This is a genomic window from Streptomyces sp. NPDC048462 (assembly GCF_043200175.1).
Lineage (GTDB): Bacteria > Actinomycetota > Actinomycetes > Streptomycetales > Streptomycetaceae > Streptomyces.
In genome coordinates this window covers 584,294-608,463 of sequence record NZ_JBICXG010000002.1, presented here as the reverse complement: position 1 = coordinate 608,463, position 24,170 = coordinate 584,294, and the positions used below count along the sequence as shown (strand labels likewise).

At 71.2% G+C, this 24,170-nt stretch carries 19 protein-coding genes; 13 read left to right on the top strand and 6 right to left on the bottom strand.

Features of this window, described 5'->3' with window-relative positions; all coding sequences use genetic code 11:
* Positions 1-120 precede the first annotated feature (120 nt).
* Entirely contained in the window at positions 121-2,508 is a 2,388-nt protein-coding gene (locus ACGFU6_RS05855) for a M9 family metallopeptidase (RefSeq protein ID WP_393608276.1), read from the top strand.
* Between the two features lie 45 nt (positions 2,509-2,553).
* Here ACGFU6_RS05855 and ACGFU6_RS05850 read toward each other — a convergent pair whose 3' ends face one another.
* On the bottom strand, positions 2,554-2,943 hold the full coding sequence (locus tag ACGFU6_RS05850) for a barstar family protein (protein ID WP_393608274.1): 390 nt from the start codon (positions 2,941-2,943) through the stop codon (positions 2,554-2,556).
* Between the two features lie 80 nt (positions 2,944-3,023).
* Positions 3,024-3,416 carry a ribonuclease domain-containing protein gene (locus tag ACGFU6_RS05845; protein ID WP_393608272.1) on the bottom strand — a complete coding sequence of 131 codons (393 nt, stop codon included), beginning with the start codon at positions 3,414-3,416 and terminating at the stop codon, positions 3,024-3,026.
* 269 nt (positions 3,417-3,685) lie between these two features.
* Here ACGFU6_RS05845 and ACGFU6_RS05840 point away from each other — a divergent pair, with 269 nt between their 5' ends.
* Positions 3,686-4,048, top strand: a complete 363-nt coding sequence (locus tag ACGFU6_RS05840; RefSeq protein WP_393608391.1) for an ATP-binding protein — start codon at positions 3,686-3,688, stop codon at positions 4,046-4,048.
* A gap of 121 nt (positions 4,049-4,169) precedes the next feature.
* Here the strand turns inward: ACGFU6_RS05840 and ACGFU6_RS05835 are convergent, their stop codons facing one another.
* Positions 4,170-5,255: a DUF2637 domain-containing protein gene (locus tag ACGFU6_RS05835; protein ID WP_393608271.1), complete on the bottom strand. Its 1,086-nt coding sequence runs from the start codon at positions 5,253-5,255 to the stop codon at positions 4,170-4,172.
* 191 nt (positions 5,256-5,446) lie between these two features.
* Positions 5,447-6,307, bottom strand: a complete 861-nt coding sequence (locus ACGFU6_RS05830) for a (2Fe-2S)-binding protein (protein ID WP_393608269.1) — start codon at positions 6,305-6,307, stop codon at positions 5,447-5,449.
* Positions 6,308-6,452: 145 nt separating this feature from the next.
* Between ACGFU6_RS05830 and ACGFU6_RS05825 the strand changes: the two genes are divergently transcribed.
* Positions 6,453-7,205 (top strand): GntR family transcriptional regulator, encoded by a 753-nt coding sequence (locus tag ACGFU6_RS05825; protein ID WP_393608267.1) that lies wholly within the window; start codon positions 6,453-6,455, stop codon positions 7,203-7,205.
* A gap of 35 nt (positions 7,206-7,240) precedes the next feature.
* On the opposite strand, the gene ACGFU6_RS05820 is transcribed toward ACGFU6_RS05825, so the two are convergent.
* Complete coding sequence (locus ACGFU6_RS05820) at positions 7,241-8,026, bottom strand: hypothetical protein (protein ID WP_393608266.1); 786 nt, start codon at positions 8,024-8,026, stop codon at positions 7,241-7,243.
* A 221-nt stretch (positions 8,027-8,247) separates the two neighbouring features.
* Positions 8,248-9,981: a PucR family transcriptional regulator gene (locus ACGFU6_RS05815; protein ID WP_393608265.1), complete on the bottom strand. Its 1,734-nt coding sequence runs from the start codon at positions 9,979-9,981 to the stop codon at positions 8,248-8,250.
* 256 nt (positions 9,982-10,237) lie between these two features.
* Between ACGFU6_RS05815 and ACGFU6_RS05810 the strand changes: the two genes are divergently transcribed.
* The 10 genes from ACGFU6_RS05810 (at position 10,238) to ACGFU6_RS05765 (ending at position 24,134) form a co-directional block, all read left to right on the top strand.
* On the top strand, positions 10,238-11,128 hold the full coding sequence (locus tag ACGFU6_RS05810; protein ID WP_123527421.1) for a xanthine dehydrogenase family protein subunit M: 891 nt from the start codon (positions 10,238-10,240) through the stop codon (positions 11,126-11,128).
* A 2-nt stretch (positions 11,129-11,130) separates the two neighbouring features.
* Positions 11,131-11,724: a (2Fe-2S)-binding protein gene (locus ACGFU6_RS05805; protein ID WP_123527422.1), complete on the top strand. Its 594-nt coding sequence runs from the start codon at positions 11,131-11,133 to the stop codon at positions 11,722-11,724.
* A gap of 3 nt (positions 11,725-11,727) precedes the next feature.
* A complete protein-coding gene (locus ACGFU6_RS05800) occupies positions 11,728-14,112 on the top strand; it encodes a xanthine dehydrogenase family protein molybdopterin-binding subunit (RefSeq protein WP_393608263.1) in 2,385 nt (794 codons plus the stop codon).
* Between the two features lie 269 nt (positions 14,113-14,381).
* Entirely contained in the window at positions 14,382-15,839 is a 1,458-nt protein-coding gene (locus ACGFU6_RS05795) for an NCS2 family permease (RefSeq protein ID WP_393608261.1), read from the top strand.
* A 35-nt stretch (positions 15,840-15,874) separates the two neighbouring features.
* Positions 15,875-17,026 (top strand): XdhC family protein, encoded by a 1,152-nt coding sequence (locus ACGFU6_RS05790; RefSeq protein ID WP_393608260.1) that lies wholly within the window; start codon positions 15,875-15,877, stop codon positions 17,024-17,026.
* Positions 17,027-17,133: 107 nt separating this feature from the next.
* Positions 17,134-20,886, top strand: a complete 3,753-nt coding sequence (locus tag ACGFU6_RS05785) for a S8 family serine peptidase (RefSeq protein ID WP_393608258.1) — start codon at positions 17,134-17,136, stop codon at positions 20,884-20,886.
* A gap of 240 nt (positions 20,887-21,126) precedes the next feature.
* Complete coding sequence (locus ACGFU6_RS05780; RefSeq protein ID WP_393608257.1) at positions 21,127-21,429, top strand: urease subunit gamma; 303 nt, start codon at positions 21,127-21,129, stop codon at positions 21,427-21,429.
* Positions 21,426-21,764 carry an urease subunit beta gene (gene ureB, locus ACGFU6_RS05775; protein ID WP_393608255.1) on the top strand — a complete coding sequence of 113 codons (339 nt, stop codon included), beginning with the start codon at positions 21,426-21,428 and terminating at the stop codon, positions 21,762-21,764. Before ACGFU6_RS05780 ends, ureB begins: the two co-directional genes overlap by 4 nt.
* A gap of 1 nt (position 21,765) precedes the next feature.
* Positions 21,766-23,469 (top strand): urease subunit alpha, encoded by a 1,704-nt coding sequence (locus ACGFU6_RS05770; protein WP_393608253.1) that lies wholly within the window; start codon positions 21,766-21,768, stop codon positions 23,467-23,469.
* Entirely contained in the window at positions 23,469-24,134 is a 666-nt protein-coding gene (locus tag ACGFU6_RS05765; protein ID WP_393608252.1) for an urease accessory protein UreF, read from the top strand. Before ACGFU6_RS05770 ends, ACGFU6_RS05765 begins: the two co-directional genes overlap by 1 nt.
* Positions 24,135-24,170: the final 36 nt, after the last annotated feature.

The following is a 24,170-nucleotide window of genomic DNA, read 5'->3' as shown; positions in this document are numbered from 1 at the left end:
GAAGTCGTGTTCATGCCAGGCGGCTATCCCCTGCCCGGCCTTCCGGCCCGGCCCCGGTCGCGCACCATCCCCCACGGCCGCGCACAGTCGCGCGGCCACCACTCCGCTGGGAGGCGGCACGTGAAGAACCGAACGGTTCGTCAGAGATTCACCGGCCTGTCCACCGTGGCCCTGGCAGCCTGCCTGGGCGTCGGCATGCTCGCGGCACCGAGCCGGGCCGCCGAGGTCCGTCCCTCCGCCTCGGCGGCCACGAGCGCGAACGCCGCCGCACACCGGGCCGCCGACCCGGCCGCACCCGAGCCGGGAGGCCCCGCCGCACAGGCCCTGACCGCGCCCGCCCAGGACGCCGGCCACATAGCCGACCAGGCACTGAAGCCCGCCGACCGGCCGCCCACGACCGCTTCCACCGACGCGCTCCGCCGCGACTACGACGATCAGGGCTCCTCCGCGCCGAGCCACCCCGCCCCCTCGATGAAGGCGAAGGCCCGCGCCGCCGCCCGATCGGCCGGAACCGGGGCTGCCGCCGCCTGCTCCGTCGCGGACTTCACCAGCCGCACCGGCAGCGCCCTCGTCCAGCAGGTCAAGTCCTCCACCACCGACTGCGTCAACACCCTGTTCGGCGTCAAGGGCAACGACGGCTACCTCGCCTTCCGTGAGGCCCAGATGGTGAGCGTCGCCAACGCGCTGCGCGACGGATCGGCCGCCTATCCGGGCGACAGCAGCACGGGCATGCCGCAACTGGTGCTCTTCCTGCGGGCCGGCTACTACGTGCAGTACTACGACCCCGGCACCGTCGGCAGCTACGGCGCCCCGCTGGGCACCGCCATCCAGGGCGCCCTGGACGCCTTCTTCGCCTCCGCGCACTCCCGGGACGTCACCGACGCCAACGGCGAGACCCTGGCCGAGGCCGTCACGCTCATCGACAGCGCGGAGCAGAACGCCCGCTACCTGTACGTCGTCAAGCGGCTGCTGGCCGGCTACAACTCCTCTTACGACAGCTCCTGGTACATGCTCAACGCGGTCAACAACGTCTACACCGTGACCTTCCGGGGCCATCAGGTGCCCGAGTTCGTCAGCGCCGTCGAGGCCGACCCGAGCCTGCTCGACGCGCTCGCCGGCTTCGCCCGCGACCACCTGGGCCTGCTGGGCACGGACCGGTCCTACCTGACCTCCAACGCCGGGCGCGAGCTGGCGCGCTTCCTCCAGGAGGAGTCGCTGCGGCCCAAGGCCCGCCCGCTCGTCACCGACCTGCTCGGCCGCACATCCCTGACCGGGCCCACCGCGCCCCTCTGGGTCGGACTGGCGGAGATGACCGACTACTACGACGCGGCCAACTGCTCCGTCTACGACACCTGCGACCTGTCGGCCCGGCTCAAGAGCGCCGTGCTCCCGGTCGACTACACCTGCAGCGACAGCATCCGCATCCTGGCCCAGCAGATGTCCCCGGCCGACCTGGGAGCCGCCTGCACCAGTCTGCGCGACCAGGACGCCTACTTCCACGGCGTGGTGCGCGACAACGGACCCGTCGCCGACGACCACAACAGCACCATCGAGGTGGTCGTCTTCGATTCGAGCACCGACTACCAGACCTACGCCGGGGCCATCTACGGCATCGACACCAACAACGGCGGGATGTACCTCGAAGGCGACCCGGCCGCAGCCGGCAACCAGCCGAGGTTCATCGCCTACGAGGCGGAGTGGGTCCGGCCCGACTTCCAGATCTGGAACCTCAACCACGAGTACACGCACTACCTCGACGGCCGGTTCGACATGGCCGGCGACTTCGAAGCCGGCATCACGACACCGACCATCTGGTGGGTGGAGGGCTTCGCGGAGTACGTCTCCTACAGCTACCGAGACGTCACCTACGACGACGCCATCACCCAGGCCGCCGCGCACACCTACACCCTGCGCACCCTGTTCGACACGACGTACGAGAACGCCGACCAGACCCGCGTCTACAACTGGGGCTACCTGGCCGTGCGTTACATGCTCCAGTCGCACCGCGCCGACGTGGACAAGCTGCTGGGCCTCTACCGGACCGGCGACTGGAACGGCGCCCGCACTCTCCTCACCTCCACCATCGGCAGCCGCTACGACGCCGACTGGAACAGCTGGCTGACGTCCTGCGCGGCCGGCAGCTGCGGCACCACCACCAACCCGCCCACCGATCCGGTCACCGAGTGCACCTCGGCCGACAGCCGTGAACTCGGCCAGAACTGCGCCCGCAGCGGGCAGCGTGCCACCAAGGGCGACTACTCCTACCTCTACGTCTACGTGCCCGCCGGCACCGACCGGCTGAAGATCACCACGAGCGGCGGAACGGGCGACGCCGATCTCTACTACAACGCCGGTGGCTGGGCCACCACGGGCGCCTATACCTCCCGGGCGACCGGCAGCGGGAACGCCCACACCCTGACCGTCGATCACCCGGCGGCGGGCGCGCACTACATCAGCCTGTACGCCGTGGCGGACTTCGGCGGCGTGAAGGTCTCCGCACAGTACTGAGGCCCCGGAGGGTCACGGGTGCGGCCGGTCCGGCGCCCGTGGCCCTCAGCGCAGCAGCAGGGTGCCCGGCGCCGTCTCGGCCCGGATGATCTCCACGAGCCGGTCGAAGAGTGTCGGCCCCAGCCCGGCGTCCGCCCGGGTCAGCTCCTGGCGCAGCCTCGGCAGGTTGCCCGGATCGGCGCGGGCCTGCAGGCCGCGCAGGTACCGTGCCGTCTCCTGGTGCCCCAGGGCGGCTGCGGAGCGGGTGTGGTCGCGCCACTCGATGACGAAGTCGTCGTCGTCCGGCGTGCCCATCCCGCCGCGCAGGCAGTCGGCGAAGGAGTCCGGATTGCGGCCGAAGTACCCGCCGGGCCCGTTCACCGCCTCGCCGATCACCTGCCAGAAGCGCTCCAGGCCGGTGACCTCGGAGCCGTTGATCACATAGGTCACGGTCATGCGGTGAGCGTACAAGTCCCTTCCGCCGGTGATCCGCGCCGCAGGTGGGGGACTGCGGCGCGGATCCGGGCGGGGAGGGTTCAGCAGGTGAAGTCGACGAGGTCGAACGTCTCGTAGTGGTCGGAGGTGTAGTAGTCCTCCTGGGTCTCCTCCCCGGTGACGATCCGGCGTGCGCCACGCGTGGGAGCGCCAGGGGTGATCACGGTGTACTCGTGGTAGTAGCCGGTGCTCTGGCCGGGCAGGACGCCTTCGCGGTTCTGGAAGACGACTCCGTCCTGGTCGTACGGGAAGGGGCCGCCCGCGTCGATGAGATCGAGGGTGTCGTGCGCCTGGGAGGGGAGGGCGTCGTAGCAGATGCTGCCGACCGAGGCGGGGGCCGCTGTCGCGGTCGCCGCGACGGGGCCGCCGACGAAGAGGACGGACAGTAGGGCGGCGACGCCGCCGAGCGTGGTGATCCGTGGGGGGATTCGCATACCCACCATGATGACGCGCGTAGACGCGGTCCCGTCAACGCCAACTCATGTGAATTTTTCGGAAGTTAACCTGAACGGCGGAAGCTCCACGTCGAGACGCCGGTTCCGCCCGGACTCCGTGGTTCCGCACTCATTGACGCCCGGGAAAGCGTGACGGCCCGTGAGCGGGGCATGCATTGCGTGAAGCGCATTCGACGAGAAGGGGGCGGTTCACTGTGCGGGCGGGGGAGACGATGGAGCGTCAGGAACTGGGCCGGCTGCATCGCAGACTGGGCAGCGCCGATCTGGCGGCCGTGTCCGAAGTGCGAGGTGCGGTAAGGGAGTTACTGAGGTACCGCTGGAAGGAGGAGCCCGCGCAGGTGGCCGAGCTGCTGCTCAGCGAGCTGGTGACCAACGCACTGGTCCACACGGACGAGGGCGCTGTCGTCGCCGTCAGCGTGGCGCCCCGCAAACTGCGGGTGGAGGTGCGGGACTTCGTCCCCGGGATGCCCGTGTCGCGCGTACCGAACGCCGACGACGGTACGCACGGCAGAGGGCTGATCCTGGTGGAGAGCCTCGCGGACGCCTGGGGGATCAGCCCCAAGGCACTGGGCAAGGTGGTCTGGTTCGAGCTGGAAGGCGAACGGCCCTGACGATCCGGTGGATCGTCAGGGCCGTTCATCGCCGGCCTTGCCGGCCGGTCGGCCGGAGCCGGGCCGACCTTGTCAGCCTGTCGGCCGAAACCGTTCTGACCATTCGGCCGACCCGTGCGGGTCAGCCGAACTGCTGCTCCAGGTCCTTCAGTTTCTGCTCCAGCGAATCGAGCCGGGGCAGGGACTGGGTGTCGTCCTCGGAAGTGAGGTCGACCGCTCTCGGATCAGTCGTGCTCAGGTCCGGGGCGTTCTTGGAGCTGGAGCCGGTTACGGCTTGCAGGGATGGCCGGGGTCGCAGTGGCAGCTGACCCGGCTCGGATATGGCGGGCTCCGCGACGGACTGTGCGGAGCCCGTCGAGGCGGTGATGGCCTGGACATCCACCTGGGCGCTGCCCCGGCCCACCCGGCCCCAGGCCCGGTTCTGCCGGTTCAGGGCCTTGATCTGTGCTCGGTCCAGCTTCTCCTGGTCCTTCCTGCGGAGACGGTTCTGCTCCTTCTCCCTGCGGTCCTCGCGTACCTCGTCGACCGCCTCGTCCAGCGTGCGTACGCCTTCGAGGAGCATCAGCGACCAGGCGCCGAAAGTCTCCCGGGGCGCGCGCAGCCACCGGACGATCCGGATCTGCGGCAGCGGGCGGGGCACCAGGCCCTGCTCGCGCAGCGCGGCGACACGGGTCTGCTTCAGCGCCCGGTCGAAGAGCACGGCCGCCGAGAGCGACATCCCCGCGAAGAAGTGCGGGGCGCCCGCGTGGTCCAGGCCGCGCGGTGCGTGCACCCAGTTGAACCAGGCGGCAGCGCCGGCGAAGGTCCACACCAGCAGCCGGGAGCCGAGTGCCGCGTCGCCGTGGCTCGCCTCCCGCACGGCGAGCACGGAGCAGAACATCGCGGCCCCGTCGAGCCCGAAGGGCACCAGGTATTCCCAGCCATCGGCGAGGCCGAGGTTCTGCCGGCCGAAGCCGACGAGCCCGTGGAAGGAGAGCGCGGCGGCGACCGCCGCGCAGCAGAACAGCAGAACGTACGAAGCGGTGGCGTAGAGCGCTTCCTTGCGCCTGCGGCGGTCCTCGCTGCGTTCCCAGGTGTCGTCGGCCGCGGACGTGTCGGCGGCGCGCTTGCCGCGTGCGACCAGCGCCACCGCCACCGCCGCCATGACTCCCGCGAGCAGCACGGCGCCCGGAAGCAGCCAGTCGAGCGATATGTCGGTCAGTCTCATGCGCGGTCCCTTGCGTCGCGTAGGGCGTTTCGGGCGCAATCGTGGCGGAGATTCCCTCAAGTCCTGGCGGTTTCGGGGCAAGTGAACGCCAATGGGGTGGCTGAGCCGGTGGATTTCCTCGATCTGGTCGAACGCCCCTCAGTGGCGGGGCAGTTGTGTTCGATATATGTCACCCCTGCGGGCGGTGTGGATCAGGGAGCGGGCGTCAGCTTCCGGACCCGGTCGGCGTCACAGGTGCGCGGGCAGGTGACACAGGTGTCCTCGGGCCGCAGCGTGTAGAAGAGACAGCAGCTCGCCCGGTCCCGGGTGGGCAGTGACTCGCCCTCGGGTCCGGTGAGTTCCCGGAAGCCCGCGGTGCCGACGTAGGGCTTGGTGGTGCCCGGCAGGAGGGCCTCCAGCTCGGCCATCGCCCGCCGCTCCTCGCCCAGCAGGTGGGCGATGTACCAGAGGCCCTCGACGATCTCGTCGGTCGCCATGCCCCACAGGGCCCGCTTCCCGCGCCGCATCCTCGGTCCGAAGCCGTCGAGCACCGGTCCGAGGTGCTCGGCCACGGAGGCGAGGACCTCGGCGCGCAGCGCGGCCTCGTCCGCCACCACCCGGGCACCCGGCAGCGCCGCCGCCGGGTCGTCGGGCAGGCAGGCGAACTCCCTTACCCGCAAGGTCAGATGGCCCAGCGCGCGCTGGAAGGAGACGTCCTCGACCGGGATCCGGGGCACCCGCCGGTGCAGGAACCACGGCACCGTCACCAGCAGACAGGCCGGCCAGGCGTAGCGGTGCAGTCCGAAGCTGGCGACCACGTCGGGCCTGGCCTGCTGTCCGTAGTCCCGCAGCACCTGCGCGTTGTCCCAGGCGAGGAAGGTGTCCAGGGCGCTGCCGCCGGCCGCCAGCTCGTGCGCGCCGACCCAGCCGACGCCGCCCGGGGCGGACTCGCCGTCCGTGAGTACCTCGGCGCGCAGTCCCGGGAAGACCTCGGCCAGACGCGCGTACGCCTCGGTCACGGCCGAGGACGCCGCTGCGGGAAGCGGGGCGGGAAGCAGGGCGGGGAGGGGCATGCGCGGACCACCGTATCGCGATCGTTTAGAGGTAAGCCTTACCTTACCCGACCTGATCGATGTTTGAACTGCGGCCTCCTCCGCCTATCGTGCACACGGGGCACGGCACGGGCGAGCCGCGCCCGGCACGTCCGAGGAGGCAGCCGTGGAGCAGGGCAGAGGGTGTGAGGAGGTGCGGCCGCCGTACGCGTCCGCGACCGCCCACTCGTCCGTCCGGGTGCCCGAACAGGCCCGCGGCGAGCACACCCACGGCGAGCAGCCCCCGCCCCGGCCCGCCGTGCGGCGGCACTCCGTGCGTGGCCAGATCCTGGCAGCCCTGCGCGCCGCCCTCGTCGACGGCGAGCTGATCCCCGGGCAGGTCTACTCCGCCCCGGCCCTCGGCGCCCGCTTCGGGGTCTCCGCCACCCCGGTGCGCGAGGCCATGCAGCAGCTGGCCGTCGAAGGGGCCGTCGAGGTCGTGCCGAACCGGGGCTTCCGGGTCGCGGAGCGCGGCCCGCGCGAGCTGGCCGAGCTGGCGGAGGTGCGGGCGCTGATCGAGGTCCCCGTCATGCTGCGGCTCGCCCGCACCGTGGCCCCGGCGGGCTGGTGCGCCCTGCGCCCGCTGGCCGACGCCACCGTCGCGGCGGCGGCCGTCGGCGACCGGGCCAGTTACGCCGAGGCGGACCGGGCCTTCCACGGAGCGGTGCTCGCCCTGTCCGGCAACACCCAGCTCGTCGCGGTGGCCGACGAGCTGCACCGCCGCTCCCAGTGGCCGCTGGAGACCAACCCGGTCACCCGCCGCGCCGACCTCCTGGCGGACGCGTCCGAGCACACCGCGCTCCTGGACGCACTGATCGCCCAGGACGTGGTGGTCGTGCAGTCACTCGTACGGGAGCACTTCGCCGGTTCCGGGGCCTGAATCCGGCAGCCGGGGCCGGGCCCCCGGGCGCGGCCTCAGTTCGCCTCGGCGGTCCCCGGACCCGGCGGGTCGATGTGCGGGGCCAGCCAGGTCGGTACGCCGCCGAGCAGCCGGAAGAGCCTGCCCGCCTCGGCGCGCAGCCGGGTCGCCACCTCGGGCTCCGGCTCGGCGTCCGCCATGGCGATGAGCGCCGGGGCGGTACCGACGAGGTAGCCCAGCTCCTCCCTTATCCGCAGGGACTCCGCGAAGCCGTGCCGGGCCTCCGCCAGCTCCCCCTCGCGCAGCGCGATCAGCGCGAGATGGCGCCAGGTCGAGGAGAGCAGCAGCTCGTCGCCCTGGGCGGTGGCGCCGGCATGAGCCCTGCGGTAGGCGGCGCGCGCGGCCTGCGGCGAATCCGCGATGTTCTGCGCGATCAGGCCCCGCCGGAAGTCCAGCAGCGGGCGTCCCGCGCCGGCCGGGGACAGCAGCGCCGCGGCCCGGCTCAGCGCGACCCGGGCCTCGTCGGCCCGGTCCCGCACACCGAGCAGCGTCGAGGCGTACGCGAGGTGTCCGCGCTCGCACGCGGCGGCCCCGCGCTCGGCGTCGTCGTGGGCCAGGGCCTCGGCGGTGCGCAGCGCGTCCTCGGCTTCGGTCCAGCCCTGCCCCGCGTACAGACAGCGCTCGGTCAGCAGGGCCGTCCGCTGGAGCGCCGCGGCCGGGTCGGTGGCGGCGTCGTGTTCGAGCAGTGCCGCGGCGTCCGTCCAGCAGGCGCGTGAGCGCAACCGCCATACGGCTGTCTGGAGCGGCGGATCGTCATCTGCTGTCGTTCCGGAACCAGACATGGCGGTATACGCCACATTGCCCTCCCCGAGCGCACCATTGAGCTGTGGAGAGTGTCCGTCCACGGGGCGGTGCACCCGCGATGGCCGGACGCTCTGAGTCTGGCCGCATCACAGCACGGAATGGCACGCCGGGCCAAGAGGTCGAGGCAATGTCAGGTGAAACTTTTCACAATCGACGGAAGACGCCGGAAGCCGCCCGGGACGGCGGGAGGCCCCGGGAATCAGCTCATACGCAGGGCGAGGAAGAAATCGAGCTTGTCCTCGAGGCGCGCGAGATCACGCCCCGTCAACTGCTCGATTCGCCCGATCCGGTAGCGCAGCGTGTTGACGTGCAGGTGCAGCCGGGCCGCGCAGCGGGTCCACGAACCGTCGCAGTCCAGGAACGACTCCAGGGTCGGGATCAGCTCCGCGCGGTGCCGCCGGTCGTAGTCCCGGAGCGGGTCGAGCAGCCGTGCGGTGAACGCACGGCGCACGTCGTCCGGGACGAACGGGAGCAGCAGCACGTGCGAGGCCAGCTCGTGGTGGCCGGCCGCGCAGACCCGCCCGGGACGGGCCGCCGCCACCCGGCGGGCGTGCCGGGCCTCCTCCAAAGCGCCGCGCAGCCCCTCGGGCGAGTGCACCGCCGCGCTGACACCCAGTGTCAGGCGGCCGTCGTCGGCGAGCCCCGCGGACAGCGGCGCGCGCACGGCGGCGAGCAGGACGTCGGCGTGCAGCGCGGGATCCTCGCCGGAGGGCTCCGGGCCCTCCGGGTCTTGGGCGCGGTCCGGGTCCCCGTCCGGCAGGGCGACGGCGGGCAGCGGCACCAGCGCGACGGCCTCGTCGCCGGAGTGCGCGACCGCGATCCGGTCCGCGGAGTCGGGGCCCGTCACGGCCGGGTCGACGAGGATCTCCTCCAGCAGCGCCTGGGCGACTGGGCCGCCCGCGACACCGGACCCGGACGAGCCGGGGGCGCCCTGCTCGTCCCAGTCGACCCGGGCCACCACCACCTGCCAGTGCGGCGCGGTGCCGAGGCCGGGCAGCAGGACCGGGGCGGCCACCCGCAGCCTGGCCGCGATCTCGGCGGGCGGGGCGCCGGCCTGGACCAGTTCGAGGACCTCCTGGGCGAGCCTGCGGCGCACGGTGCGGGCCGCGTCCCGCCGGTCCCGCTCGACCGCGATCAGCTGGGTGACGCCCTGGAGCAGGTCGAGCCGGGCGGCCGGCCAGTCGCTCGCGTCGGCCTCGACGGCGAGCAGCCAGTCGGAGAGCACCGACTCGCGTACATCGCGGGAGGCCGGCACGGCGCCCCGGCTGTTGTTCCGGATCGGGAAGAGCGAATACGCCACTCCGCCGATCGCCGCCCGGTACGGGGCGCGGCGGCCGGTGCGGACCGCGGCCAGGTGCAGACCGGCCAGCTCCGCGGCGGCCGGGCCGGGCAGCGGCGCGCCCGCGCCCGCGATCTGCCGGCCGGTGGGCGAGAGCACCCAGGCCTGGAGGTCCAGGTCGGAGCCGAGCAGGTCCAGGACCACCTCCGGCCCGCCGCCCGCCGGCCCCGAGGTCATCAGCCGGCGGTGCCGGTCGACGACCGCCGCCAGGTCCCCGGCGCGCTCGCCGGACACCTGACGGACCACGTACTCGGTGATCATTGCGAACGCGACGGTCTCGTTGACCGCGAAGAGCGGCAGCCGGTGCCGCCGGCACGCCTCGACCAGGTCGTCCGGGATGTCGCCGAGCTCCGCCTCGCCCGCCGCGAGCCCGGCGACACCGGCTCCCGCCAGGATCCGTACGAAGGGTTCGGAGTCCGCCGCGTCCCGGTGCCAGGCCAGGCCCGTCAGCACCAGCTCGCCGCCGGTCAGGTAGCGGCTGGGGTCCCGCAGGTCGGTGGTCATCACGCCGCGGACCGAGCGGTCCAGCTCGTCGTCGCCGCCGAGCAGCCGCAGGCCCAGCGCGTCGGTCTCCAGCAGTGCGCGCAGCCGCATCTCGTCGCCGCCGATCTCATTTGTTGGTGCGGGTGAAAACTGGGTGTTGCGGTGAGGTCACAGAGACCCGTCATTCGTTCGAATCTACAAGACGAGGACGAAGACCAGCCAACTCCTTCATGGTTTCAGTGACTGCACCAGGTGGAGCAGGGCTTGTGTACTGGGCCACACACCGCGTTAACAAGACATGAACAAGTCGAGGGCCGGCCGTCCCCAGCCCCCAGCGCACGACCGATTGAGAAGAAGAGAGCCACTCATGGACTTCCTTCGCCCCGCCAGCTGGGAGGAGGCGCTCGCCGCCAAGGCCGAGCACCCCACGGCTGTGCCCATCGCGGGCGGCACCGATGTGATGGTCGAGATCAACTTCGACCACCGGCGGCCCGAGTACCTCCTGGACCTGAACCGCATCGGTGAGCTGTCCGAGTGGGACGTGGGCCAGGAGAGCGTACGGCTCGGTGCCTCGGTCCCGTACAGCGCCATCATGGAACACCTGCGGACCGAGCTGCCGGGACTGGCACTCGCCTCGCACACCGTGGCCTCGCCACAGATCCGCAACCGAGGCGGCGTCGGTGGCAACCTGGGCACCGCCTCGCCCGCCGGGGACGCCCACCCGGCGCTGCTCGCCGCGGGCGCCGAGGTGGAGGCCGAGTCCGTCCGGGGCACCCGGCTGATCCCCATCGACGCCTTCTACACCGGCGTCAAGCGCAACGCACTGGAACCGGACGAGCTGATCCGGGCCGTGCACATCAAGAAGGCCGACGGGCCCCAGCAGTACTCCAAGGTCGGCACCCGCAACGCGATGGTCATCGCCGTCTGCGCCTTCGGTCTGGCCCTGCACCCCGAGACCCGCACGGTCCGCACCGGTATCGGCTCCGCCGCCCCGACGCCCGTACGGGCCAAGGAGGCAGAGGAGTTCCTGAACGCCGCCCTCGAGGAGGGCGGGTTCTGGGAGAGCCGCACGATCATCACGCCGTCCGTCGCCAAGCAGTTCGCCACGCTCGCCGCGGCCGCCTGCAACCCGATCGACGACGTGCGCGGCACCGCGAGCTATCGCAGGCACGCGGTCGGGATCATGGCCCGCCGGACCCTCGGCTGGACCTGGGAGTCGTACCGCGGCAACGGCCGCAGCACCGAAGGAGCTGCCTGATCATGCGCGTCAATTTCAAGGTCAACGGCCGCAGGCACGAGGCCGACGACGTCTGGGAGGGCGAGTCCCTCCTGTACGTGCTGCGTGAGCGGATGGGCCTGCCCGGCTCCAAGAACGCCTGCGAGCAGGGCGAGTGCGGTTCCTGCACCGTCCGCCTCGACGGCGTCCCGGTCTGCTCCTGTCTGGTCGCCGCCGGCCAGGTCGAGGGCCGCGAGGTCGTCACCGTCGAAGGCCTCGCCGACTTCGCCGCCCACCGCTCCGAGGCCCACCCCGGCACCGGCTGCGCCTCGGGCGCCTGCGGCACCACCGTCGACAAGGCACAGCGGTGGAAGGCCAAGCCGTCCGCCGACGAGACCCGCGACACCGGCGAGCTCTCCCCGATCCAGCAGGCGTTCATCGACGCCGGAGCCGTCCAGTGCGGCTTCTGCACCCCCGGTCTGCTGATCGCCGCCGACGAGCTCCTGGAGCGCACCCCGGAGCCCTCCGACGCGGACATCCGTGAGGCGCTCTCCGGCAACCTCTGCCGCTGCACCGGCTACGAGAAGATCCTCGACGCGGTCCGCCTGGCGGCCGCCCGAGCGGAAGAGACGGTCTAGACGATGGGCGTTACCGGTTCCCCCACCAACATCAACCAGGGCACCCGCACCAAGGGCGGCATCGGCGAGTCCACGCTGCGCCCCGACGGGATCCTGAAGGTCACCGGCGAGTTCGCGTACTCCTCGGACATGTGGCACGAGGACATGCTCTGGGGCCACACCCTGCGCTCCACCGTCGCGCACGCCGAGATCGTCTCGATCGACATCTCCGAGGCGCTCGCCACCTCCGGCGTGTACTCCGTGCTCACCTACGACGACCTGCCGACCGAGATGAAGAACTACGGTCTGGAGTTCCAGGACACCCCCGTCCTGGCCCACGGCAAGGTCCGCCACCACGGCGAGCCGGTGGCGCTCGTCGCCGCCGACCACCCGGAGACGGCCCGCCGCGCCGCCGCCAAGATCAAGATCGACTACCGCGAGCTGCCCCTCATCACCGACGAGGCCTCCGCGACCGCCCCCGACGCGATCCTCGTCCACGAGGGCCGCGACGACCACCACATCGGCCACGTACCGCACCCCAACATCGTCCACCGCCAGCCGATCATCCGCGGCGACGCGGAGGCGGCGAAGGCGCGCGCCGATGTGATCGTCAGCGGTGAGTACGTCTTCGGCATGCAGGACCAGGCCTTCCTCGGCCCGGAGTCCGGTCTGGCCGTGCCCTCCGAGGACGGCGGCGTCGACCTGTACGTCGCCACCCAGTGGCTGCACTCCGACCTGGAGCAGATCGCGCCCGTCCTCGGCCTGCCCAAGGACAAGGTCCGCATGACGCTCTCCGGCGTCGGCGGGGCCTTCGGCGGCCGCGAGGACCTGTCGATGCAGATCCACGCCTGCTTGCTGGCGCTGCGCACCGGCAAGCCGGTGAAGATCGTCTACAACCGCTTCGAGTCGTTCTTCGGGCACGTCCACCGCCACCCCGCCAAGCTCTGGTACGAGCACGGCGCGACCCGTGACGGCAAGCTCACCCACATGAAGTGCCGCATCGTGCTGGACGGCGGGGCCTACGCCTCCGCCTCCCCGGCCGTCGTCGGCAACGCCTCCTCGCTCGCCGTCGGCCCGTACGTCATCGAGGACGTCGACATCGAGGCGCTGGCCCTCTACACCAACAACCCGCCGTGCGGCGCGATGCGCGGCTTCGGCGCCGTCCAGGCCTGCTTCGCCTACGAGGCACAGATGGACAAGGTCGCCGCCGAACTCGGCATGGACCCCGTCGAGTTCAGGCAGATCAACGCCATGGAGCAGGGCACCCTCCTGCCGACCGGCCAGGTGGTCGACTCGCCCGCCCCGGTCGCCGAACTGCTGCGCCGGGTCAAGGCCAGGCCGCTGCCGCCGGAGCGCCAGTGGGAGAGCGCCGGCGAGCAGGCCGACGTCCGGGCGCTGCCCGGCGGGCTCTCCAACACCACGCACGGCGAGGGCGTCGTACGCGGTGTCGGCTACGCGGTCGGCCTGAAGAACGTCGGCTTCTCCGAGGGCTTCGACGACTACTCCACCGCCCGGGTGCGCATGGAGGTCGTCGGCGGCGAGCCCGTCGCGACCGTGCACACGGCCATGGCGGAGGTCGGGCAGGGCGGCGTCACCGTGCACGCCCAGATCGCCCGTACCGAACTCGGCGTCGCCCAGGTCACCATCCACCCGGCTGACACCCGTGTCGGCTCCGCGGGCTCGACCTCCGCCTCCCGGCAGACCTACGTCACCGGCGGCGCCGTGAAGAACTCCTGCGAGGCCGTCCGCGAGAAGGTGCTGGAGATCGGCCGCCGCAAGTTCGGTACGTACCACCCCGCCTGGGCCACCGCCGAACTCCTCCTGGAGGGCGGCAAGGTCGTCACCGACGGCGGCGAGGTGCTGGCCGATCTGGCCGACGTGCTGGAGGACGAGGCGGTCGACATCGAGCTGGAGTGGCGCCACCGGCCCACCGTGGCCTTCGACCTGCGCACCGGACAGGGCAACGGCCACGTCCAGTACTCCTTCGCCGCCCACCGCGCGGTCGTCGAGGTCGACACCGAACTCGGACTGGTCAAGGTCATCGAACTGGCCTGCGCCCAGGACGTCGGCAAGGCGCTCAACCCGCTCTCCGTCGTCGGCCAGATCCAGGGCGGCACCCTCCAGGGCATGGGCATCGCCGTCATGGAGGAGATCATCGTCGACCCGAAGACCGCGAAGGTACGCAACCCGTCCTTCACGGACTACCTGCTCCCCACCATCCTCGACACGCCGACCATCCCGGTCGACGTGCTCGAACTCGCCGACGACCACGCCCCGTACGGGCTCCGTGGCATCGGCGAGGCCCCCACCCTCTCGTCCACCCCGGCCGTCCTCGCGGCGATCCGGAACGCGACGGGACTGGAGCTCAACCGGACGCCGGTACGCCCCGAGCACCTCACCGGCAGCTGATCCGGAGCTCCTCCACAAGCTCTCCGGGCGGTGTGCGCCTCCAGGGAACGTCACACTTCCTCCGCCCGCACCGCCCGGAGAACCCAAGCTCCGCACCGCTCGCGGCTCTTGACCGGAACCACCGAAGACAGCAGTACCCGTACATCCACTCTGCATGAACAGTTCGCCTCGGGCCGTCCCCCGGGTCGTGCCGCCCGCGCAGTCATCCCAAATCCCGCATCTTGATTCTCCATCGCGGGTGCCCCTGTGAACCTTGGGAGTCAGGCATCATGACCCAGCAGTCAGTGGAGCCCACGACCACCGCGGAGGAAGCGGGCCCCGGCTCGCGCGTCCCCGCCGGCAGATCATGGCTCGACCGGTACTTCCACATATCCGAGCGCGGATCGACCGTCGCACGCGAAGTGCGCGGCGGTGTCACGACCTTCATGGCCATGGCATACATCCTGCTGCTCAACCCGCTGATCCTCGGCGGCAAGGACGTAGACGGCAACATCCTCAGCCAGCCCGGACTGATCACCGCCACCGCACTCGCGGCCGCGGCGACCACCCTGCTGATGGGGTTCGTCGGCAAGGTCCCCCTCGCGCTCGCCGCGGGGCTCAGCGTCTCCGGCGTCCTGTCCTCACAGGTCGCCCCCGAAATGTCCTGGCCGCAGGCCATGGGCATGTGCGTGATGTACGGCCTGGTGATCTGCCTCCTGGTGGTCACCGGTCTGCGTGAGCTGATCATGAACGCGATCCCGCTCGCGCTGAAGCACGGCATCACCATGGGAATCGGTCTGTTCATCGCGCTCATCGGCCTCTACAAGGCCGGATTCGTGGGCAAGGGCACCGCCACCCCGGTGACCCTCGGCCCGGCCGGTGAACTCGCCGGCTGGCCCGTCCTCATCTTCGCGGTGACCCTGCTCCTCATCTTCATGCTCCAGGCCCGCAACATCCCCGGCGCGATCCTCATCGGCATCGTCGTCGGCACCGTGGTCGCCATCGTGATCAACAAGCTCGCCGATGTCGACCCGAAGATCTGGAGCAGCGGCCCGCCCGAGCTCAAGGGCTCGGCGGTCTCCAATCCGGACTTCTCGCTCTTCGGGGACGTGCAGTTCGGCGGCTGGGGCGACGTCGGCGCGATGACCGTCGGCTTCATCGTCTTCACCCTCGTGCTGGCGGGCTTCTTCGACGCGATGGCCACCATCATCGGTGTCGGTACGGAGGCCAAGCTGGCCGACGACAAGGGGCGGATGCCCGGACTGTCCAAGGCGCTGTTCATCGACGGCGCGGGCGGTGCGATCGGCGGTGTCGCCGGTGGCTCGGGGCAGACGGTCTTCGTGGAGTCCGCGACCGGGGTCGGGGAAGGTGCCCGTACCGGGCTCGCCTCCGTCGTCACCGGCCTCTTCTTCGCGGCCTGTCTCTTCTTCACCCCGCTCACGGCGATCGTGCCGGCCGAGGTGGCCTCCGCCGCCCTGGTCGTCATCGGCGCCATGATGATGCAGAACGCCCGCCACGTGGACTGGAGCGACCGCGCCGTCGCCATCCCGGTCTTCCTGACCGTGGTCCTGATGCCGTTCACGTACACCATCACCACCGGTGTGGCGGCGGGTGTCATCTCCTGGGTCGCGATCAAGGTCGCCCAGGGCCGGGCCCGCGAGGTCGGGGCCTTCATGTGGGGACTGACGGTGATCTTCGTCATCTACTTCGCGCTCCATCCGCTCGAAAGCTGGCTGGGCGTCAGCTGACGCCCAGCCTTCACACATCCGTCAAGGAGACCGAGATGCTGGACATCGCCGAGGAGCTCGACCGATGGGTCGGGCAGGGACGCGAATTCGCGGTGGCCACCGTGGTGGCCGTCGGGGGCAGCGCGCCGAGGCAACCGGGCGCCGCACTGGCCGTCGACCGCGACGGCACGGTGATCGGATCGGTCTCCGGCGGATGTGTGGAGGGCGCGGTGTACGAACTGTGCCAGCAGGCCCTCGATGACGGAATCACCGTCCGGGAGCGGTTCGGCTACAGCGACGAGGACGCCTTCGCGGTCGGTCTGACCTGCGGCGGCATCATCGACATCCTGGTGACACCGGTCCGGGCGGACGACCCCGCCCGCCCGGTGTACGCCGCAGCGCTCGCCACCGCCGCCCGGGGGGAGGCGGCCGCGGTGGCCAGGGTCACCGACGGGCCCGCCGAACTCCTGGGCCGGCCCCTGCTGGTCCGGCCGGAGGGCGGTCACGAGGGCGGGCTCGGGGGACACCCGGAGCTGGACCGCACCGTCGCGGCCGAGGCCCGCGCGATGCTGGACGGCGGCCGCACCGGCTCCGTCACCCTCGGCGCCGACGGCTCGCTCTGCGGACAGCCCCTCACCCTGCTCGTCGAGTCCAGCGTCCCGCCGCCCCGGATGATCGTGTTCGGGGCCATCGACTTCGCCGCCGCGCTGGTACGGGCCGGGAAGTTCCTCGGCTACCACGTCACGGTGTGCGACGCCCGCCCCGTCTTCGCGACGAAGGCCCGGTTCCCGGAAGCGGACGAGCTGGTCATCGAATGGCCGCACCGCTACCTGGCCGGGACCGCCGTCGACGCCCGCACCGTCCTGTGCGTGCTCACCCATGACGCCAAGTTCGATATCCCGCTGCTCCAGGCCGCGTTGAAGATGCCAGCCGCCTATGTCGGCGCCATGGGCTCGCGCCGCACCCACCTGGAGCGCAACGACCGGCTGCGCGAGGCCGGGGTCACCGAACTCGAACTGGCCCGGCTGCGCTCGCCGATCGGCCTCGACCTGGGTGCCCGGACACCCGAGGAGACCGCCCTGTCGATCGCCGCCGAGATCATCGCCGACCGGCGCGGCGGCAGTGGCGTACCGCTGACCGGCGCCCATACCCCGATCCACCACAGCGCAACCGCACCGCCCGCCGGACGGATGGCCTCCGTGGCCTGAAACAGGCCCCTGCGAACATCCGCGCAGACCGGCGGGTTGCCGCCACGGCACATTCACGCCAGGGGTGAACCTCACCGCAACCGCTGATTTACCGGTAGATCAGCTTCATGACATTCACCCCCTCCACTGTCTCCGGCCGGGCGAGACCCGCTCGTGCGGGGCGCAGAGCCCTCCTCATAGCGACCTCCGTCGCGCTGGTGAGCGGCGCACTGCTCCCCGCCACGGGCGCCGCCGCGGCCACCGGCCCGCTCCCGTCCACCGGCCACCCGGCCGCCCCCGTCAAGAGTTACGACATCACCCTGCTCACCGGTGACGTCGTGCACTACGCGGACGGGGCCGGCAAGCAGGACACCGTCACCGTGGACCGCCCCGACGGTGCGACGGGCGGAGTGCACGTCCAGCAGGCGGGCGACGAGATCTACGTCCTGCCCGACGAGGCGACGGCACTGATCGCCGCCGGCAAGCTGGACCGCAGGCTCTTCGACGTCACCGCCCTCGCGAAGATGGGCTACGACGACGAGAGCTCCGGCTCCATCCCGCTGATCGCCACCTACCCGGCGAGCAGGGCCCGTTCGCTGCCCGCGGCCCCCCGCGGCGCCAAGACGGTCCGCCGGCTGGAGAGCGTCCACGGCGCGGCGCTGAAGGCGGCCAAGGCCACCACCCGCGCCTTCTGGGACGACATCGTTGCCACGCCCGAGGCCCGTTCGCTGGACAACGGCATCGCGAAGCTCTGGCTCGACGGCCGGGTCGAGGCCGCGCTGAAGGACTCCGTCCCGCAGGTCAACGCCCCGCAGGCGTGGGCCGCCGGCTACGACGGCAAGGGCTCCAAGGTCGCCGTCCTGGACACCGGCATCGACGCCGACCACCCGGACGTCAAGGACCGCGTGCTGGAGTCCAGGAGCTTCGTGCCCGGCGAGGAGGTCGACGACAAGAACGGCCACGGCACGCACGTCGCCTCCACCATCGCGGGCTCCGGCGCCGCCTCCGACGGCCTCAACAAGGGCGTCGCGCCCGGCGCGGACCTGATCGTCGGCAAGGTCCTGAGCAACGAGGGCTCCGGCGCGGACTCCGGCATCATCGAGGCGATGGAGTGGGCCAAGGCCGAGGGCGCCGACGTCGTCTCCATGAGCCTGGGCTCCAGCATCCCGGACGACGGCTCGGACCCGATGTCCCAGGCCGTCGACTCCCTCTCGGCCGACGGCGGCCCGCTCTTCGTGATCGCGGCCGGCAACGCCTACGGGGCCGGCACCATCGGCTCGCCCGGATCGGCGGACAAGGCGCTCACCATCGCCGCCGTCGACAAGCAGGACCAGCGCGCGGACTTCTCCTCCATGGGCCCGCTGACCCGCAGCTACGGGCTGAAGCCCGACCTCTCCGCGCCGGGCGTCGACATCAACGCCGCGGCCTCCCAGTCCGTCCCCGGCATCGAGGGCATGTACCAGTCGATGTCCGGTACGTCGATGGCGACGCCCCATGTCGCGGGCGCGGCCGCCATCGTGAAGCAGCGTCACCCCGACTGGTCCGGTCAGCGCATCAAGGACGCGCTGATGACCTCGTCGAAGGAACTGCCGGACTACACACCGTACGAGCAGGGCACGGGCCGGCTCGACGTGAAGGCGGCCATCGACACCACGATCGAGGCCACCGGCTCCGTCGCGGTGGCCTCCTACGACTGGCCGCACTCCGACTCCGATCCGGTCGCCGAGCGGACCATCACCTACCGCAACACCGGGAAGACGGACGTCACGCTGGACCTGGCGACCGACACGGACGCCGACGCCTACACGCTCTCGGTCAAGCAGCTGACCGTCCCGGCGGGATCCACCGCCGAGGCCGTCCTCTCGCTCGACCCGACAAAGGTCGCGAACAACACGACCTTCTCCGGGCAGGTGATCGCGAAGGACGCCTCGGGAGCCACCGTCGCGCACACCGGCTTCGCGCTCAACAAGGAGCAGGAGCTGTACGACCTGAAGATCCAGCTGCGCGACCGCGCGGGCAAGCCGATGGACGGGCAGGTCGTCTTCGCCGCACTCGGTGACCAGAACCTGGGCGTCGTCCCGGTGTCGGGCGAGACCACCCTGCGGCTGCCGCCGGGCAACTACACGGCCTGGACCGCCGCCGACATCAAGGGCGACACCGCCGACTCGCAGGCTCTCGCCTTCCTGGCGGCCCCCGAGATCGTCCTCGACAAGTCGACCACCGTCTCCCTCGACGCCTCCAAGGCCCACAAGGTCAGCGTGCGGACCCCGAAGGAGACCGAGACCCGCCAGCTGCGCTACGACATGGCCCGTACCGCACCGGACGGCACCGTCCAGCGCGACGCGTACCAGATCCCGCTGACGTACGACCAGCTGTGGGCGAGCCCGACCAAGAAGGTCACCAAGGGCAGTTTCTCGTTCCTGACCCGCTGGCGGCAGGGCGAGAAGCTGATCGACCTGACGGCCGACGGCCATGACGTGCCGGTGACCGTGCAGGGCGGCTCGCCCGTGGCCGAGGACAGCAGGAAGAAGCCGGCCACCGTCTTCGCGGGCGACGGCGCCGCCGCCGACTACCGGGGCGTCAACGCCCGTGGCAAGGCCGTCGTGATCCGCAGCAGCGCCGCGGTGAGCCCGGCCGACCGGATCGCCGCGGCGGTCGCGGCCGGGGCCGACGCGCTCTTCGTCGTCAACCAGGGCGACGGCGTGCTGATGGAGTCCTACGCCGACTACGGCACCACGGCGGCCATCCCGGTCGCCACCGTCCAGCGCCTGGCCGGCGACGCTCTGGTCAAGGCCGCCCAGCGCGGCAAGAAGGTGACCGTCGACCAGCGGAAGTTCGCGCGCTACGTGTACGACCTGGTCGACCGGCACGACGGCACGATCCCGAACCGCTCCATGGCACTCGCCCCGTCCGCCGGACAGCTCGCGAAGGTGGAGAACACCTTCTACGGCAACCGCGACGTCGTCGGCGGCGGCTACCGTTACGACATCCCGGACTACGGTCCCGGCATCGGCTTCGAGGAGTACGAGAAGTTCCCGGGCACCCGCACGGAGTGGGTCACCCCGCTGCCCGGCGACTCGTTCTGGTACGAGAACCACTCGGTCTTCAACGAGGACGGCACCGGAACCGCGCTGGAGGAGCGCAGCGGCAACATGGACTACCGGGCCGGCCGTACCTACCGGGACTCCTGGTTCGCACCGGTCAGCCACCCGCGGCTGGGCACCGGCTACTGGGGGCCCTTCCGCTCCTCGTACAACGACATCCAGTTCAACATCACGCCGTGGACGGACTCCGGCGCCGGCCACTCCGGCTCCATGCCCGACAAGGAGTACGACAGCGGCACCATCGCCTTCTTCCAGGGCGACACACTGATCAAGAAGGCGGCAGGCCGGGCCGGTTACGCCTGGGACCTGTCCCCGGAGAAGCTGCCCTACCGGCTGGTGCTCGACGCCACGCGCGACGAGGCGGCCTGGAAGACCTCGGTGCGCACGCACACCGAGTGGAACTTCGTCTCGGGCGCGATCGACCCGTCCGGACCGGGACAGGCCGACATCCCGCTCCTCCAGCTCGACTACGACGTCAAGACCGACCTGGCCGGTGACGTGAAGGCGGGGAAGACGACCGAGATCGGTCTCTCGTCCACCACGCAGGAGTGGCTGGACGGCGCCGTGAAGGCGTCGAAGGCCTCGCTGTCGGTCAGTTACGACGACGGGGAGAGCTGGAGCGCGGTGCAGCTGAAGAAGGACTCGGCCGGTTCCTGGACCGCCCGGTTCAAGACCCCGAAGAAGGGGGCCACCGCGGTTTCGCTCAAGGCGCACGCCGAGGCGGGCAGCGGTTTCGCCGTGGACCAGGAGATCATCCGGGCCTTCGGCCTGAAGTGACCTGCTGAGGTTCCCGTTCGAGGCGGCCGCGCACCCTGCCTGGGGTGCGCGGCCGCCTTTCGCGCAGCCTCGGAACCATCAAAGTTTGTCCCCTTTGCCCGTATATAGTGGGTCATGATGCAAGAAAGGGACTTTTTGCGGTGCGACGTAAGTTGCCACGATGCCATCCGGAGGCTTATAAGAGGGATGTGGCCAAGGCGATTCCGGGAATTCCGGGGACTGCCGCCATGGAGGTTTCCCATGTTTCTCACTCCGTCCGACACGGAGAAATTGCTGCTGAGTGTTGCCGGAATGGTTGCCCGTGACCGGCGGGAGCGCGGCGTACGTCTGAACTACCCCGAGGCAGTCGCCCTGCTCGCCTGCTGGGCGATGGAACGCGCCCGTGAAGGGGCCCGCGTCGCCGACCTCATGACCCTGGGGCGGTCCGTTCTCACCCGCTCTGACGTGCTCGAAGGTGTTCCCGAGATGCTGCGGGACGTCCAGGTCGAAGCGACGTTCCCCGACGGGCGCAAGCTCGTCACGATCACCTCACCGATCCCATGATCCCCGGTGAGATCCGCACCGGGTCCGGTGTGCTCCACGTGAATTCCGACCGTCGTAAAATTCAGCTCACCGTGGTGAACGACGCGGACCGGCCCATTCAGATCGGATCGCATTTCCATTTCCGTGATGTGAATCCTGCGCTTTCTTTCGACCGGCCGCAGACCGAGGGATTCCGCCTCGATATCCCGTCCGGCACTTCACTGCGCTTCGAGCCCGGAGTCGGGGCGGAGATCACCCTCGTCGAACTCGGCGGACGCGCGAGGGTGCCCGGCATCGTCGTCCGCACCGCTCCCTGGTCCAGGGACGCGACAGACACCGCAACGGAGGGCGTGTGACATGGCACAACTGACCCGCGCCGCCTACGCGGCGTTCTACGGACCCACCACCGGGGACCGCATCCGGCTCGCCGACACCGACCTCTGGATCGAGGTCGAGGAGGACCGCTGCTTCGGCGGCGACGAAGCGGTCTTCGGCGGCGGCAAGTCCATCCGCGAATCGATGGGCCAGGCCACCACGTCCCGCGCAGACGGCGCCCTCGACCTCGTCATCACCAACGTCGTGGTCCTGGACCACTGGGGCATCGTCAAGACCGACATCGGCATCCGGGCCGGCCGCATCGTCGCCCTCGGCCGCTCCGGCAACCCCGACACCGCCGACGGCGTCCACCCCGAGCTGGTGATCGGCCCCGGCACCGACGTCGTATCGGGCGAGGGCCGCATCCTGACCGCCGGAGCCGTCGACACCCACGTCCACTTCCTGATGCCGGAGACCCTCCACGAGGCCCTGGCCACCGGCACCACCACCGTCATCGGCGGCGGCACCGGAGCTACCGAGGCATCCAAGGCCACCACGGTCACCCCGGGCGCCTGGAACCTCGCGATGATGCACCGGTCCCTGGACCGCGTACCGCTCAACATCATGCTGTTCGGGAAGGGCTCGACCGTCGGCGCCGATGCCCTGCGCGAGGCCGCGCTCGGCGGCGCGGGCGGCTACAAGGTCCACGAGGACTGGGGCGCGACCCCCGCCGCCATCGACGCCGCGCTGAAGGCCGCCGACGCCTACGGCCTCCAGGTCGCCCTGCACGGCGACAGCCTCAACGAGGCCGGCTTCGTCGAGGGGACACTCGACGCCATCGCCGGACGCGGCATCCACGTCTTCCACGCCGAGGGCGCGGGCGGCGGCCACGCACCCGACATCATCACCGTCGCCTCGCACCCCAACATCCTCCCGGCGTCCACCAACCCGACGCTCCCGCACACCGTCAACACCGTCGACGAACACCTCGACATGCTGATGGTCTGCCACCACCTCAACCCCCGCGTCCCCGAGGACCTCGCCTTCGCGGAGTCCCGCATCCGCGCGAGCACCATCGCGGCCGAGGACATCCTGCACGACATGGGCGCCCTCTCCATCACCTCCTCCGACGCCCAGGCCATGGGCCGCATCGGTGAGGTCATCTGCCGCACCTGGCAGGTCGCCCACGTGATGAAGCAGCGCTTCGGCGACCGGGGCAGCGAACTGCCCGCCGACAACGAACGGGCCCGCCGCTACGTCGCCAAGTACACGATCTGCCCCGCCGTCGCCCACGGCATCGACCACGTCATCGGCTCCGTCGAACCCGGCAAGCTCGCCGACCTGGTGCTCTGGGACCCCGCGTTCTTCGGCATCCGCCCCGCCGCCGTGATCAAGGGCGGCATGGTCGTGTACGCACCCCTGGGCGACGCCAACGCCGCGATCCCCACCACCCAGCCCGTCCTGCTGCGCCCCACCGCCGCCGCCGGGGCCGCCCCGCACCTCTCCGTCAGCTTCGTCGCCCCTGCCGCCCTGGCCGACGGCCTCGCGCAGCGCCTCGGGCTCGAACGCGAACTGGTCGCCGTACGCCCCACCCGCCACCTCACCAAGGCGGACCTGCCGAACAACACCGCGCTCCCGGACATCCAGGTGGACCCGGAGACCTTCGCCATCCACATCGACGGAGAGCTCGTCGAGCCCGCACCCGCCACCGAACTGCCGCTGACCCAGCGGTACTCCATGTTCTGATGGGCGCACTGGCACCCCTCCTGCTGGGCGACGGACGGCTCCCGGTCGGCGCGTACACCTACAGCGCCGGCCTCGAACCGGCCGTCGTCGCGGGGCTCACCCGCGACCGCGTCCCCGCACTGCTGCGGGCCCGGCTGCACACCACCGCCCGCACCGAGGCGGCCGCGACCCTCCTCGCCCTGCGGGCCGCACTGCGCGACCCGGTCGACTACACGCCCGTGCAACAGGCCCTCGCCGCACGGACCCCGGCCGCCCCCCAGCGCGAGACCTCGGTCACCCTCGGCCGGGGCGTGCACCGGCTGGCCCGGCGCCTCGCCCCGGACCACCCGGCGGTCACCGCACTGGGAGCCATGCGCCCGCGCCCCATGCGGCCGGTCGCGCTCGGCGCCCTGGGAGCCGTACTGAACGTCTCCGAGGAGGAGCTGGCGCACGCCGTCGTCTACGACGAGCTGCAGACCGTCGCCTCCGCCGCGCTGAAACTCCTGCCCGGCGACCCGCTCGACTCGGTCGCCTGGATCCTCGCCGCCGAACCCGAAGCGGCATCGGCGGTGGCCGCGGCCCTCGCCGTCCGGACCCCGGACGGGCTGCCCGCCCGTACCGCCGCGCTCACCGAACAGTGGGCGCTCGAACACGCACGACGCGAACGGAGACTGTTCCTTGCCTGAGAACGACACCACCCCCGAGCAGCAGCCCAACCCTCA